This is a genomic window from Collinsella aerofaciens (assembly GCF_040915545.1).
Taxonomy (GTDB): domain Bacteria; phylum Actinomycetota; class Coriobacteriia; order Coriobacteriales; family Coriobacteriaceae; genus Collinsella; species Collinsella aerofaciens_BE.
This window is the reverse complement of record NZ_JBCPDH010000017.1, coordinates 13,578-29,079: the sequence shown is the minus strand read 5'-3', so window position 1 is coordinate 29,079 and position 15,502 is coordinate 13,578. Positions and strand designations below refer to the sequence as shown.

11 protein-coding genes and 1 tRNA gene are annotated in these 15,502 nt (G+C 61.8%); 4 read left to right on the top strand and 8 right to left on the bottom strand.

From position 1 onward, the window contains the following. The first annotated feature begins 3 nt into the window (after positions 1-3). The 4 genes from AB5202_RS06630 to pknB all read left to right on the top strand — a co-directional run bounded on the left by AB5202_RS06630 (position 4) and on the right by pknB (position 7,197). Positions 4-420, top strand: a complete 417-nt coding sequence (locus AB5202_RS06630) for an FHA domain-containing protein (protein ID WP_006235180.1) — start codon at positions 4-6, stop codon at positions 418-420. Next, the gene (locus AB5202_RS06625) at positions 417-2,216 is read left to right on the top strand and encodes a Stp1/IreP family PP2C-type Ser/Thr phosphatase (protein ID WP_196033896.1); all 1,800 of its coding nucleotides are present in this window, start codon (positions 417-419) and stop codon (positions 2,214-2,216) included. Before AB5202_RS06630 ends, AB5202_RS06625 begins: the two co-directional genes overlap by 4 nt. Before the next feature lie 16 nt (positions 2,217-2,232). Continuing rightward, entirely contained in the window at positions 2,233-5,103 is a 2,871-nt protein-coding gene (locus tag AB5202_RS06620) for an FtsW/RodA/SpoVE family cell cycle protein (protein WP_271738189.1), read from the top strand. Between the two features lie 132 nt (positions 5,104-5,235). Further along, complete coding sequence (gene pknB, locus AB5202_RS06615; RefSeq protein WP_368143967.1) at positions 5,236-7,197, top strand: Stk1 family PASTA domain-containing Ser/Thr kinase; 1,962 nt, start codon at positions 5,236-5,238, stop codon at positions 7,195-7,197. 378 nt (positions 7,198-7,575) lie between these two features. Here pknB and tnpA read toward each other — a convergent pair whose 3' ends face one another. The 8 genes from tnpA to AB5202_RS06575 form a co-directional block, all read right to left on the bottom strand. After that, positions 7,576-8,034, bottom strand: coding sequence for an IS200/IS605 family transposase (tnpA, locus tag AB5202_RS06610; RefSeq protein ID WP_055287554.1), 459 nt, complete (start codon positions 8,032-8,034; stop codon positions 7,576-7,578). A 192-nt stretch (positions 8,035-8,226) separates the two neighbouring features. Beyond that, positions 8,227-8,302, bottom strand: a tRNA-Arg gene (locus AB5202_RS06605). A gap of 303 nt (positions 8,303-8,605) precedes the next feature. Then, the gene (locus AB5202_RS06600) at positions 8,606-9,004 is read right to left on the bottom strand and encodes a DUF956 family protein (protein ID WP_006235193.1); all 399 of its coding nucleotides are present in this window, start codon (positions 9,002-9,004) and stop codon (positions 8,606-8,608) included. Between the two features lie 120 nt (positions 9,005-9,124). Continuing rightward, positions 9,125-10,045, bottom strand: a complete 921-nt coding sequence (locus AB5202_RS06595; RefSeq protein WP_022094170.1) for a PTS system mannose/fructose/sorbose family transporter subunit IID — start codon at positions 10,043-10,045, stop codon at positions 9,125-9,127. 16 nt (positions 10,046-10,061) lie between these two features. Further along, positions 10,062-10,880, bottom strand: coding sequence for a PTS mannose/fructose/sorbose transporter subunit IIC (locus AB5202_RS06590; RefSeq protein ID WP_055285302.1), 819 nt, complete (start codon positions 10,878-10,880; stop codon positions 10,062-10,064). 18 nt (positions 10,881-10,898) lie between these two features. Next, positions 10,899-11,888, bottom strand: a complete 990-nt coding sequence (locus tag AB5202_RS06585) for a PTS sugar transporter subunit IIB (RefSeq protein WP_006235196.1) — start codon at positions 11,886-11,888, stop codon at positions 10,899-10,901. Between the two features lie 337 nt (positions 11,889-12,225). Further along, on the bottom strand, positions 12,226-12,654 hold the full coding sequence (locus AB5202_RS06580) for a hydrogenase maturation nickel metallochaperone HypA/HybF (protein WP_161115190.1): 429 nt from the start codon (positions 12,652-12,654) through the stop codon (positions 12,226-12,228). 30 nt (positions 12,655-12,684) lie between these two features. After that, complete coding sequence (locus AB5202_RS06575) at positions 12,685-15,462, bottom strand: FAD-dependent oxidoreductase (RefSeq protein WP_368143968.1); 2,778 nt, start codon at positions 15,460-15,462, stop codon at positions 12,685-12,687. Positions 15,463-15,502 lie beyond the last annotated feature (40 nt).

Sequence of the window (15,502 nt, the reverse complement as noted above, 5' to 3'; positions counted from 1 at the left end):
CTTATGAACATCGATATCGTCCTTTTTGCAGGCCGCATCGTCCTGGTCGCCCTGCTCTATATCTTCCTGTTCGCCGTCATGAAGACCGGCGTGGGACTTGTGCGCGGGCAGCGCCGCGACTCGGCTATCTGGACGATTGATGTGGACAAGGGTCCGCGCGGTATCCGCGGCATCCACGTAGACATGCTCGGCCCCGTCATCGTCGGTCGCTCGCCATCTTCGGACATCTGCATCAACGAACCGTTCGTCTCGGCCTCACATGCGCGCTTTTCGCTGCAGGGCCCGGCGCTCATCATCGAGGACCTCAACTCGCTTAACGGCACGCTCGTCAACGGCCGCCAGCTTGTTGAGCCCGCAACGCTGCGCGAGGGCGACGAAGTCCAGATTGGCGACGTGGTCATGAAGGTGAACCGTCGATGATCGACGAGGAGAACAAGTCCGCAACTATGACCGAGGCACCGGCCGCCGCCACAGCTGCGCCGGCCCACGCCGCTCCGGCGGGCTCCGCACCCGTGGAGCCCGAGGACACCGTGTTCTCCCTGCCTCTTTCGCATGTAACGCATGATATTTCGGATCTCGCCGATAACGAGGACGAAGAGGATGCCGTAGCGGCGCCCATCGGCGCACATGCTGCGGAACAGCCCACAGCGCCCGAAGCAACCCCGGCGCCGGCTCACTTTGCAGAGCCCGTCGCCGCGGCAATCAACGAGAGCGCTGCGGTGTTTGCGGCACCCGAGCCCGCCGCGCCGGCGTTTCCCATAGCCCCGGCATCCGAGGTTGCGCCCGCGTCTACGCCGGCGCCCGAGCCTATAGACGTCAGCCCGCAAGACGACGAGTCGACCGCCCGCGTGTCCGAGGAGCCCGACTCCCCGGACACCGACAATTCCGAATCAAACGCCGAGACCGACACCGTCTCTCCCGGTGACACCGCCGAGATCGACGTTGCTGCCGTTGAGGCCAAGCTCAAAGACCCCGGCTCGACCATGAGCTTTGAGCCCCTGACCGAGGAGCGCATCGAGACCGACTCGACCTATGATGCCGGTACCACCACGCAACTCATGTGGGGCGCCCGCTCCGACGTTGGCTGTGTGCGCCCGCACAATGAGGATTCCTACCTGGTGCAGTCGCCGCTCTTTTGCGTATGCGACGGCATGGGTGGTCACGCCGCCGGCGAGGTAGCCTCTTCTATCGCTGTCGAGACTATAGCCAAGACGGCCCCACAGTCCGCCGACGCAGCACGCCTGGCCGCAGCCGTCGAGGCAGCCAACGCCGCCGTAATCGAGGCGGCCCTGAACGGCCTGGGCAAGCCCGGCATGGGCTGCACAGCCACCTGCGCCTATATCGAAAACGATACGCTCGCCATCGCCCACGTGGGCGACTCGCGCGCCTACCTGCTCCACGAGGGCACGCTCATCCGCGTGACCCGCGACCACTCCTACGTGGAGGAGCTCGTGGACGCCGGCGAGATCACGGCAGACGAGGCTCGCGTCCACCCCAACCGTTCGGTCATCACCCGCGCACTGGGCTCGGACCCCGCCATGTATGCCGACCACTTCACTCTGCATATCGAGGAAGGCGACCGCCTGATCCTGTGCTCCGACGGCCTTTCGAGCATGATTCCCGATAGCGATATCGAGAACATCGCCACGCAGTCCTCAACCGCGCAAATCTGCGTCGACAACCTAGTGGACGCGGCGCTTGCCGCCGGCGGCCACGACAACGTGACCGTAGTAGTCGTTGACCTGGTTGACGATGGCGTCATGCGCGAGGCGCAACGCGTGCGTCGCCGCAACGTTACTATCGCCGCCATCCTGGCCCTCGTCTTTGTGCTGGCAGCTGGCATCTGGGCCTACACGGGTGTCACCGGCTCGTACTACCTGGGTACCTACCAGGGCAATGTCGCCGTCTGGCGCGGCCTGCCCGGCAAGCCACTCGGACTCAAGCTCCACTGGCTCGAAAGCGAAACCAGCATCAAGCTGTCCGACCTGCCCGAAGACACGCAAAACCGCCTCAAGGCGGGCATTCCGCAAACAAGTGTCGACGATGCGCAGGACACGATATCCAAGTACCGCCACCAGATCGACGAGGAGCAGACCCGCCAGGTGATCGACGCGCAAACGATTCGCGACAACACCAATCAGGGATCGACCTCCGAATCAGATTCCGAGAAAACCGCCGAACAGTCCGCCGAGGCCGAAGCCTCCGATAAGAATTAGAAAGGGAGTGCCGCTTATGAGTCGCCGCAACACCGAGCTGCTCTTGCTCATCGCCTCGGCGTTCCCCGTCATCCTGCTGTATGCGATGTACGTCCTCACCGCGGGCGCTGCCATCTCCTTTGAGACGCTCGCCGTACCGATCGGCCTCTTTGCCGCCTTTGCCGCGGCCCACATTGCCGTGCGCATCTTGGCGCCCGGTGCCGACCCCGCCATCCTGCCCATCGTATTTATACTTTCGGGCATCGGCATCACGTTCGTGACGCGTCTCGCCCCCGCTCTCGCCATCTCACAGCTCATCATCCTGTTTGTCTCGGTGGCGCTCATGGTGGGAACGCTTGCACTAGTCAAAAACCTCGACGTGGTCATGCGCTACAAGTACACCTTTGGCATCATCGGCATCATTCTGCTGATGCTGCCTATCTTTATCGGCACCACGATCTCGGGCTCCAAGCTGTGGATTCGCATCGCGGGCTTTACCATCCAGCCTGGCGAGTTCGCCAAGGTCTTTATCGTGCTGTTCCTGGCCGGGTACCTGGCCGAGAACCGCGAGCTACTCTCCATCTCCAACCGCAAGATCCTGGGCTTTAAGATCCCTCGCCTGCGACTGCTGCTGCCGCTGTTTGCCGTGTGGGGTGTGTGCCTGCTCGTCGTCGTCTTCGAACGCGACCTGGGTTCGGCCGTGCTGTTCTACACCATCTTCTTGCTGATGCTCTACGTTGCCACGGGGCGCTTTTCGTATGTCGTTATCGGCCTTGCGCTCTTAGCCGTTGGAGCCGTGGGCGCCTACAAGTTCCTGTCGCACGTTCAGGTGCGTTTCCAGGTTTGGGTCGATCCGTTTAAGGACGCCCAGGGCCAGGGCTACCAGATCGTCCAGTCGCTCTTCTCGCTTGCCGACGGCGGTCTGGTCGGCGTTGGCATCGGCAACGGGATGGCCAACAACATCCCCGTCGTCGAGTCCGACTTTATCTTCTCGGCCATCGGCGAGGAGATGGGTCTTTTGGGCGGCGGCGCCGTGCTCATCCTGTTTATGCTCTTTGCCGTGCGTGGCCTCACCACGGCTGCCCGCGCTAAATCCGACCTCGCCGCCTTTAGCGCCACGGGCCTTACGGCCGCCATCAGCTTCCAGGCCTTCTTGATCGTTGGCGGCGTTACCCGCCTGATCCCGCTGACCGGCGTCACCTTGCCCTTTATGAGCCAGGGCGGCTCCTCGCTGCTGGCGAGCTTTATCATCGTCGCGCTCCTGCTGCGCGCCGGTGACGAGGCGACCGGACGCGAGGCCGAGCTTACCGGCACCGGCACCATGGCCGCCATCACCGATGATCAGGTCGCATCTGCCGCCGCCCCGACGGGCACGCGCTTTGCCACCTCGTCTTCCTACGGCAGCGGCAGCCATTCCGTCGGCTCGCGCATGCGCCGTCGCCTGCTCGACACACCTGAATCCGGTGTGCTCGGCCGCGTGGCGCTCGCCAACCGTCTAACCCGCGCGGTGCTCGCCTTTACGGCGCTGTTCGCCATCCTTATCGGCAACCTCACCTATGTCCAGGTCATCAAGGCCAAGGACTATCAGGACATGCCGACCAACAACCACACCATCGCCCGCTCCAAGTACATCCAGCGCGGTTCCATCATCACGTCCGACGGCGTGACGCTGGCCGAGTCGCTGCAACAGGAGGACGGCACCTACGTACGCTCCTACCCCAACGGTAACCTGGCAGCGCACGTGGTTGGCTACGTGAGCCAGCAGTATGGCACCACCGCCATCGAGAGCGTCATGAACGACACGCTCACCGGCTCTAAGGATTACTCCAGCTGGAACAACGCCATCGCGTCGCTCGCGGGCCAGACCCAGCCGGGCAACACCGCCAAGCTCACCATCGACTCGCGCATCCAGACGGCTGCCGAGCAGGCACTCAAGGGCTTTAAGGGCGCTGTAGTGGTCATCGACCCGCGTACCGGCGCGGTGCTCGCATGTGCCAGCTCGCCCACCTACGACAACACCAACATCGATGCCCTGCTGCAGACGGGCGGCGGCGAGGACGGCTCCATGTACAATCGCGCCATGGACGCGCTGTACACGCCGGGCTCAACGTTTAAGGTCGTTACGCTTTCCGCGGCACTCGAGACCGGTGCCGCCAGCCTTACCAGCACCTACCAGGCGCCCGGCTCCATGGACATCGGCAACGCACCGGTCACCAACTATGCCAACGAGAGCTACGGCACCATCAGCCTGCAGCAGGCCTTTGCCGTGTCCTCCAACGTCGTCTTTGGCCAGGTGGCAAACGAAGTTGGCGCAAACACGCTCGTACAGTTTGCCAACGCCTTTGGCTACGGCCAAAAGCTCGGCCAGGACCTGACCTCCGCGGCCTCCATCATGGCCGACCCGTCGCTCATGACCGAGTGGGAGACCGCCTGGGCCGGCGCCGGCCAGCCTGTCGGCATGGACCACACGCCCGGCCCGCAGACCACCGTCATGCAAAACGCCGTGATTGCCGCCGCCATCGCTAACAGCGGCGTGGTCATGGACCCGTACTTTGTAGCCCAGGTACTCGCCCCGGACGGAACCGTGGTCAAGACCACGCAGTCCCGCTCGCTGGGTCAGGCCGTCAGCTCCGCCACGGCCGACCAGGTCAAGCAGGCCATGCTTGCCGTCGTCCAGTCCGGCACCGGCACCGATGCCCAGATCCCCGGCGTCAAGGTCGCCGGCAAGACCGGCTCGGCCGAGATCGGCGGCACCAACGTCAACTCGATGTTCGTTGGCTTTGCACCTTACGATTCACCCACGGTCGCCATCTCGGTGGCCTTGGAGGATTTCGACAAGCATGACGTCAAGGCCGCCAAGATCGCCGGTATCGTCCTGACCGCGGCGCTTGCCGCACAGGGAGCGTGATGCCCATGATCGAATCGGACACCCGAGGCGCGCCGCGGCCGAAGAGTTAGCGGCAACGCGCCACACGGCCCCAGCGGCCACATCGTAGGTACTACACACATCGTTGAGCGAATAGTTATGTTAGGAGCAGGAATGGAACAGAGGGTCCTCGGGGGAAGATACCTCCTCAAGGATAAGGTGGGAACAGGCGGCATGGCGACCGTCTACCGTGCACAGGACCAGGTCCTCGACCGCACGGTTGCCGTCAAGATCATGCTGCCGCAGTATGCTGGCGACGCAACCTTCGCCGCACGCTTTAAGCAGGAGGCCCAGGCAGCAGCCGGTCTCTCCTCCCCCTATATCGTGGGCGTCTACGATTGGGGCAAGGACGGCGACACCTATTACATCGTCATGGAGTACCTGCGCGGCACCGACCTTAAGAGCGGCATCAAGAGCCACGGCGCCCTCGACCCCAAGAAGGTCGCCCAGATCGGCTCGCAGATCAGCTCCGCGCTTTCGGTCGCCCACAAGCACGAGATCATCCACCGCGACATTAAGCCGCAGAACATCATGGTGCTGCCCGACGGCAACATCAAGGTGATGGACTTTGGCATCGCGCGCGCCAAGAACAGCCACCTCACGCAAGACAACAACGTGCTGGGAACCGCCCACTACGTCAGCCCCGAGCAGACCCGCGGTCAGGACCTCGGCCCCACCTCGGATATCTACTCGCTGGGCGTCGTGATGTACGAGTGCGCCACCGGCCGCGTTCCCTTTGACGGTGACGACGCCATCTCGGTCGCACTCAAGCAAGTCAACGAGCTGCCTATTCCGCCGAGCCAGATCAACTCCGGTGTCGACGCCGACCTTGAGCGCATCATCCTCAAGTGCATGGAGAAGGACCCGGCAAACCGCTTCCAGACCGCCGACGAGCTTCGTCAGGTGCTCAACAGCTACCTGTCGGGCCGTGCCGTCAACGTCTCGGAGCCCACGCGCATCATCGGTGCCCCCGGTGAGCTGGGCGCCACCAAGACTCGCGAGCTTTCCGATCAGACGCGCGCCATGGTGCGTCCCGTCTCGGGCGTGAGCGGCCAGAATACCGCCCGTAGCTCGGTTTCGGGCTCCACCGGCTCCTACGAGGTCGAAAAGCCCAAATCCAACAAGAACAAGATCATCGCCGCCGTGGTGGCAGCCGTTGCCGTCATCGGCATCGTGGTGGCCTTTGCCACAGGACTCTTTGGCGGCGAGCAGGTCACCGTGCCCGATGTGCTGGGCAAGGACCAGCAGACTGCCGTCGAGCTGATCAAGGAAGCCGGCCTCGAGGTCGGCACCATCGACCAAAGCTACAACGACGATGTCGACGAGGGCAAGGTCGCCGAGCAGACGCCCAACGGCAACACCAAGAAGGCCAAGGGCACCAAGGTGAACCTGGTAATCTCCAAGGGTCCCAAGCCCTCCGAGAAGGTTGAGGTTCCCCGGCTTGTCGGCCTGACCAAGGACCAGGCCGAGGCCGCGCTGGCAAGCGTTGGCCTGAAGGGCAACGCCTCCGAGGAGGCCAACGAGGCCGATGAGGGCCAGGTCTTTGAGCAGGGCACCGAAGCCGGTAAGGAAGTCGCGAAGGGCACGACCATCTCGTACAAGGTCTCGAGCGGCCCGGATACCACGTCCGTCCCCGATCTGACCGACATGACCGAGGCCCAGGCGCGCAACGCCCTCGATATGGCAGGCTTTGGCGTCGACGTTAGCTACCAGGAGAACGACTCGGTTACCGAGGGCACCGTGATCAGCTGGAACCCCAGTGGCAAGCAGAAGCCCGGCGCCACGATTACCGTCGTCATTGCCAAGAAGTCCGGCAAGGCCAGTGTTCCGGGCAACCTGTACGGCAAGAGCATCTCCGCCGCCGTCACCGCGCTCAACAACGCCGGTTTCTATAACATCGGCTTCTGTGACCAGAACGGCAATCCCGTAAGCGGTAACGAGGATGCCACCGTTACGGGCGTCTCCCCCACTGGCAAGCAGTCCACCGACAGCACGATTACGCTGACGGTCGCACTTTCTGGTTCGGGCTCGGGCTCGGGCACGAGCACGGGCGACGATTCCGGTACGACCAACTAGTCGCCACCCCACCGCTTATCGCGGCTTTCGCCGCAAACATATTCGCTCACAGGCGCCCGCTTGCTCCCCCAGCAAGCGGGCGCTTCGTTTTTGACATGGCATTGAACCAGAAGAGCCCGGCACCGTAGCGGTACCGGGCTCGACAAATCTCTGGTGCTCCGGGCGGATTCGACCCCCCCCGCGGGGAAATTGCTGACGCGGGTGTCGACGGCTCGAATCCTGCCGGCGGTCCCCACAAATCAGAACCACCCTTAAAAAGGGTGGTTTGCTCTTAGGGTATAACCCACGGGCCCCGGGCTCGCGTCTAAAGGCGCGGGCCCGGACTTCGTCCAGGCCTAGTGCATCTTGACCCGTGGCGCGCCGGTCGAACCGGCAGGATCACCCCCTCTTGAAGGGGTCCTCGTACTCCTTCACGCTCAGCTTGTCCAGCGCGATGTCGTGGGACTCCTGCTCCCTGATGTACTTGGCGATCGTCGCCTCGTTCAGGCCGACGGTGGACACGTAGTAGCCCTCCGCCCAGAACTTCCTGTTGCCGAACTTGTACTTGAGGTTGGCGTGCCTGTCGAATATCATCAGCGAGCTCTTCCCCTTCAGGTAGCCCATGACGCTCGCGACGCTGTACTTCGGCGGGATCGCCAGCAGCACGTGCACGTGGTCGGGCATCAGGTGCCCCTCGATTATCTCGATCCCCTTGTACTCGCACAGCTTCCTGAGGATCTCCCCTATGTCGCTCCTGATTTGGTTGTAGATCACTTTGCGCCTATACTTCGGCGTGAACACGATGTGGTACTTGCACATCCACTTCGTGTGGGAAAGGCTGTAGGCCTTCTGGGCCATGGCGACCACCCCTTCGACTCGAATTCTTGACGGCCTGAACAATCGTCAATATCGGTCGGAGGGGTGGCTTTGTAAAGCCGTTCGTCTCCACCCGCGTAGCGGGTGGTTTAAAGCTGGCCGCTGCGCGGCCAGCAGACTAAAGTCTTGAACAACCAGAAACGGCGCCGCTCTCGCGACGCCGTCATAATCTTCTGGTGCCCCCGGGCGGATTCGAACCGTCGACACCCGCTTTAGGAGAGCGGTGCTCTATCCCCTGAGCTACGGAGGCATGTTGTACTAGTGTAGCAGATTTACGCCGTTGTAATACAGCGTATAGCCACTCTTCGAAGTTGCGGTGGAACAGCCCTCCGGAAAGTGTGTCCCACTATCCAGGCAAATTCTGGGTCAAACTTTCCCAATGGGACCTCGCTGGAAACTGTGTCCCAGAATTTCGGCTCGAAACGGGACACGGTTTCCCAAACGACCCCGTTCCGGAAACTACATCCCGGAATCGGCGCTCGAACTGGGATGCACTTTCCCAATCGAGCCCCATGGGAAACTGCGTCCCACTTTGGGGGGCGCTCTTTAATGACTAGTTACCTTTGTGGAAGAGGTTTTTGATAACGGAGGGGATGCTCTTGGCGCCCTTGGCCGTCACATCGATAAAGTCGGGCGAACGCACAAGCTTATCCTCGTCGACGTACTTGCGGACAGCACGAAGCGTCTCTTTGTCGTCGCGCGTCGAAAACGTAAAGTGACCGTTGTCCTTGGTGAAGATGGCAAAACGCGTGATCTTCTTGGTGCCGCGTAAAACCTCGGCGGCAATATAGTCGACCTCATCCCACGGGATTTGAATATAATCCTCGGGATTGCGCTCGTTGTAATACTCGAACGCCTTATTGCCCACCATCACGTTGCCGTGGCTGGTAAGCCCCATCAGGCAGGTTGCCGGCGTTGCCAGATCGACCGTGCTGTTCTGAGATTGCGCCATGCGCGCCTCGCCCTCCAAATAAAACAATCGGACCGCATCCAGTGTACCCACCGGGTGCGGTCCGTTTCAATGGCTCAAAAGCCCTTGCCTAGCAATTCTCGGTCTTAAGCCGAAACGTGCTTACATGAAGCCGCAGACGCGACCGATGATGCCGATGGCGAAGAGAGCCAGGATGATGACGATCGGGCTGACCTTCTTCTTGAGGAGCTTGCAGACCAGCAGGGTCAGGCACACGGCGGCAAGGCCGGGGATGAGCTGATCGAGGTTGGCCTGAAGCGTGGTGACCTTCACCTGATCAAGGGCGTTAGCACCGATGGAGTTATACATCGTCAGTGCTTCCTTGACACCCTCAGAACCGGAGGGCAGGTTAGCCCAGTCGATAAAGGCGCCAGCAGACTGCGTGACCTTGGAGACGACCGGGGTGAAGGAGATGGACACCCAGCGCTCGACCAGGGCGCCGATGATGAACATACCCAGGATGGATGCACCCTCGGTGACCTTGCCCATCAGACCGCCGGAGAGGTCCTTGGCGATGGAGGAGCCGACCTTGTAGCCAAACTCCTGCGTGTACCACAGGAAGGCGTAACGGATGATGTTCCACGCGAAGAAGAACAGCAGCGGACCGGCGATGCTACCGGACAGGGCCAGGGAAGCGCCCAGAGCGCCCAGAATCGGGCGAAGGGTGAACCAGAAGGCGGGGTCGCCGACGCCGGCGAGCGGGCCCATCATACCGACCTTGACGCCCTGAATGGCGACGTCGTCAATCGGAGCACCGTTGGCGCGCTCCTCCTCGAGAGCGAGGGTAACGCCAATGACGGGGGCGGAAACATAGGGGTGGGTGTTATAGAACTCCAGGTGGCGCTTAAGAGCGGCAATCTGGTCATCCTTGCTGGTGTAGAGCTTCTTGATCGCAGGGATCATTGCGAAGCACCAGCCGCCGTTCTGCATACGCTCGTAGTTCCACGAGCCCTGAAGGAACTGATGACGGAAGCAAACCTTCTTGCGGTCAGCCTTGGTGAGCTGAATCTTGTTCTCTGCCATATGTATCACTCCCCTCCTACTCGTAATCGTTCAGAATGTCGCCGAGCGGGTCACCGGAGCCGCCGCCCATGCCGCCACCCTGCTTGGCCAGATCCTTAAGGCCAAGGTAGATGAGGGCAAGGGAGATGCCGATGAGACCAAGGGCGATCAGCGTGAGCTGAGGGATGGCAGCAAGGACAAAGCCGAGGATGAAGAACGGCCAGGTCTCCTTGGTGGCCATCATGTTGATGACCATGGCGTAACCGACGGAAGCGACCATGCCGCCGCCGACAGCCATGCCGCCGGACAGCCAGTCGGGCATAGCGTTAAGCGCGTTGGTAACAGCCTCAGCCGGGATGATGCACAGAAGTACTGCCGGGATGGCGATACGAAGGCCCTGCATGAGGATGGCAGCGTACTGCCAGCGCTCGATGCCGGAGAAGTCGCCCTTCTCGGCGCAACCGTCCATGGCGTGAGCGATAGCGGTGGCCAGGGTACGGCAGATCATGGTCAGGAACAGACCAGCGACCGACAGCGGGACGGCGACGGCGATAGCGGCGGTAACGGCCTTGGCCGAGTCGGTGGCGCCACCGTTGAGGGCGAGCACCATGATGATCGAAGAAGCGACCGAGGCCAGAGCGGCGTCAGGCGCGACGGCGGCGCCGACGTTAGCCCAGCCAAGGGCCATCATCTGGAGCGAACCGCCCAGGAGGATGCCCTCCTGAAGGTGACCGGTTACGAGACCGATAAGCGTGCATGCCACGAGCGGCTGATGGAACTGGAACTCATCCAGAATGCCTTCCATACCGGCAAGCAACGCGACAATCGCAACAAGCAGAATAGTGATTGCAGACATGTATCGGACCCTCCTTTACTATGCTTGAGCGGCCAGTTCGGCCTTAGCTTTCTTCAACATGGCGTCGAGATCCTCGGAGGAATCAGAAGGAACCTTGCGGACCTCGAACTTGACGCCCTTGGCCTTAAGGGCCTCGAGAGTCTTGACGTCGTCATCGCCCATAGCGACGGCATTGGTGACGACGACCTTGCCCTTGGAGTGAGCCATGGAACCGATGTTGACTTCCTTGATGTCGACGCCGGCCTCGATGGCCTTGAGCAGATCCTGCGGATTCTCAAAGAGCAGCATGGCCTTGGTGTCACCAAAGCGCGTGTCCTTGACGACCTCGGCCATCTTCTTGATGGGCACGACGTTGGCATGGACTCCCGGAGGGGCAGCCTGCTCGATCATGGTCTTGCGGAGCTCGTCGTGAGCAACGCCGTCGGAAACCACGATGATGCGGTTGGGGTTGATCTGCTTGGTCCACGTGGTGGCCACCTGGCCATGAAGCAGACGGGTGTCGATACGGACGTGGGCGATCTTGATGTGCCCATCGCCGATGACCGTTCCCGGAGGGATGGCGCCTGCAGGAGCAGCGGCGGCCGCAGCCGGCTTCTTCTCCTCGGGCTCCAGAGACTCGGGCTTGACACGCACGCCAGCCTTAGCCTCAGTCACGAGATGTTTTGCGATCGCATGTGCAGTGTTCTTTGCGTCAAAGCGCTGCGAATATGCCTCGATGAGCATAGGCAGGTTGACACCGGTGACGATAGCCCAGGAATCGTGGCCCTCGATGAGCCCGCTGATCTGGTTGAACGGCGTGCCGCCCCACAGATCAACGAGGAAGAGCACCTGCTCCTGGTCTTCGAAGGAAGCGATTGCTTCCTCGACCTTGGCACGGAAGTCGTCGGGGCCCATGCTCGGCTCGAGCGAGACCACGGCAACAGACGGCTGATCGCCAAAGACCATCGAGCCCGTCTGCTTGATTCCAGCTGCCAAGTCCCCGTGGCTAGCAAGAACAATACTTACCATCACATAACCTCCTTTTTGTCTACGTATTTCCTACATGACATGAAAGGAGTATACCTGTTTGGATTGTGGAATTATAGCTAAATTCGCAAATGGTTGGATTATTTGTTTAAACGTCTAAATTTGTTACAAATTGATTACGTTGCCGGTTTACAGCTTATTGCCTGCTAAAACATGATTTGCTGATTGCTTTCAAAGACATATAAAGGTGCACTGTTCGTTAAGACCTCTTTTAGGTGGATCCCAATGCGTCTGCGTGCCACCATTTTGTTTAAACAGACATGACTTGACTAACCGAAGCAAATATGTTTAGAACTCTAGCCCATGTAGTCATTGGATGTTAGGCGATGTGGAGGGGGTTGGCGGCGTCGACGGCGTCGGGGACGTCGGAGAGGCCGTCAGGAGCAGCGTCTGCCGGGTCCTCGTCGGGGGTCTCGATCTGTTTGATCATGACCTCTTGGCCCTGCAGCAGGTATGTCTCGCCGCTACCGCAATGGGGACAGGTCTTGCCGTGCTCGACCGTCGCGTAGTCGCGGCCGCACGCCTCGCAATGTGTCACGGCCTCGACGGGCTCCACGATAAGCTCCGCGCCCTGCGCGATAGGCTTTTTATCTGCTGCCCAGCGCCAAGCGTCGAGTAGCAAGTCGGGAACGACGCCCGAGACCTCGCCCAGCAGCAGCGTGACGCTCGAAACGCGACGCACGCCATTGGCGCGCGCCACGTTCTCGACATCGCGAATGATGTGATAGACGATCCCCAATTCATGCACTTTTTCTTCCGCCGTTCCCGTTATGGCTACTTACTTGCGACCGAACTTAATCTTGATGGCGCGCTTGAGCGCGTACTTGCCCAGGCTTGGGAGCTTTTGCTCGTATTTGACCATCGTGGAGCACTCGGGGCGGTCGCGATACAGATGGATAGCGTCAAACGCGCACTTGGTGGTGCACAGGCCGCAGCCGATGCACTTGTTAGGGTCGACGATCGAGGCGCCGCAGCCCAGGCAGCGGGCGGTCTCGGCGCGCACCTGCTCCTCGGTAAAGGTCTCAACATACTCGCTAAACGGCGCAGCCTTCTCGCGTTCGCGGTCCACATGCGCAACCTCGCGGCTCGCGTTGTCGTAGCTCTCGAGCACAACGTCGTCGCGGTCGAGCGCGGTGTAGTGGCGCTGGTTGCGGCCGATGGTGAGCGTGGAGCCTGGCTGCACAAAGCGATGGATGGACACGGCGGCCTCGTGACCGGCGGCAATGGCGTCGATGGCAAAGCTCGGACCGGTGTAGACGTCGCCGCCTACAAAGATGTCGGGCTCGGCGGTCTGATAGGTCTGAGGATCGGCAAGGGCACCCTGGCCGCGGCCGAGCTCCACCTTGGAGCCAGCTAGCAAGTCGCCCCACACAATGGACTGGCCAATCGACATGACGACACGGTCGGCATCGACACGGCGCAGATCGTTCTCGTCGTACTCGGGCGCAAAACGGCCCTCGTCGTCAAAGACACGCGTGCAGCGCTTGAAGGTGATACCGCACACACGACCGGTCTCGTCCAGGTGAACCTCCTTGGGACCCCAGCCGCAGCTGATGTGGGCGCCGTCCTCAACGGCCTCGCGACGCTCCTCCTCGCTGGCGGGCATCTGGGCCTCGCTCTCCAGGCAGAACACCTCAACGTGCTCGGAGCCCAGACGGCAGGCGTTGCGCGCGACGTCGATAGCCACGTTGCCGCCGCCCACCACGATGGTGCGGCCGGGCAGCGCGTCGATCTTGCCACTGTTGACCTCGCGCAAAAAGTCGACGGCCACGGCCACGTCCTCGGCATCCTCACCCGGAATACCGGCGAGGCGGCCGCCCTGGCAGCCAATGGCAACGTAGAAGGCCTTAAAGCCCTGTGCGCGCAGCTCGTCGAGCGTCACGTCGCGACCGACTTCCACGCCATAGCGGAACTCGGCACCCATCAGGCGAATGATCTCGACCTCGGCCTCGATAACATCCTTCTGCAGCTTAAAGCTGGGAATGCCGTAGGTGAGCATGCCGCCCGGGCACTCATTCTTCTCGAACACGACAGGTTTGTAGCCCTTCTCGGCCAGGTAGAAAGCGCAGGACAGGCCGGCCGGACCGGCACCGATGATGGCGATCTTCTGGTCGAAGCCGCCGGCACGCGTCGGGGTCACCACGGGCGGGACGTAGCGGGTCGCGGCATCCAGATCGCGCTGGGCGATGAACTTCTTGACCTCGTCGATGGCCACGGCGGCGTCCACACGGCCGCGGGTGCAGGCATCCTCACAGCGGCGGTTGCACACACGGCCGCAGATAGCGGGCAGCGGGTTCTCGCGCTTAATGAGTGCCAGCGCCTCGTCATAGCGACCCTGAGCCGCGAGCTTCAAATAGCCCTGAACGGCAACGTGCGCGGGGCAGGCCGTCTTGCAGGGAGCGGTGCCGGACTCATGCGTCTCGATGCGGTTGTCGTTGCGGTAGTTGGGCGACCACTTGGTGTGGTCCCACTTGGTGGCATCGGGCAGCTCCTGGCGCGGATACTCGGGCACCTGTCCGCCGGCCTTTTTGCTGCAGAGCTTCTGGCCCAGCTTGGCGGCGCCGGCCGGACACACCTCGACGCAGCGACCGCAGGCCACGCACTTGTCCTTCTCGACCTTAGCGACATAGGCCGAGCGCGACAGGTTGGGCGTGTTGAACAGCTGCGAGGTGCGCAGGGCGTAGCACACGTTGACGTTGCAGTTGCAGATGGCGAAGATCTTGTTCTCGCCGTCGATATTAGTGATCTGGTGCACAAAGCCGTTGTCCTCGGCCTGGCGCAAGATGTCGTAAACCTCGTCGCGGGTCACGTAATGGCCACGATCGGTCTCAACCACGTAGTCGGCCATATCGCCCACGGCGATGCACCAATCGGCCGGGTCGTCGGCGCAGCCCTCACCCATCACGTGACGGCTCGCGCGGCAGCTGCAGGTGCTGGCGGCATATTTGCCATCGTATTTGTCGAGCCAATGCTCGATATGCTCGATCGGCACCGAGGTACTCGCGGCGTCGATGGCCTTCTCGACCGGAATGACGTGCATGCCGATGCCGGCGCCTCCGGGCGGCACCATCGGCGTGGCCTTGGACAGCGGTCCCTTGGACGCCTGCTCAAAGAACTTGGCATAGACCGGGTGCTCCTCGAGCTGGCTCACGCGCATGTTGAGGAACTCGGCAGAACCCGGCACCAGCATGGGCAACACCCATTGCTTGGCGCGCTCGGGGTTTTCCCAGTTGTACTCGAGCAGACCCGTGTAGCTCATGTCGTCGAGCATCTTCTCGATCTGGGTCTCGGGCATGCCGGTGAGCTTGGCCATCTCGGGCAGCGTATAGGGACGGCGCATCTTCATCTTGCAGAGCACTTCGGCCTGCTCGTCGGTCGCGGCCTCGGCAAACGACCAGTACTCGTAGCCCAACAGCTCGTCGCGATGCAGCAGACGGTTGGTGCAGTGCTCGCACAGCTTGACGATGGCCTCGCGCGGATGCTCCGGCAGCGGCGGCACGAACTCCGAACCGATGTCGGGCTCGGTGTAGCTAATCCCCGGTCCGTTGAGAATCATGGTTGTCCCTTCTCTTGCCACAGCCCGACGAGGCCGCAGC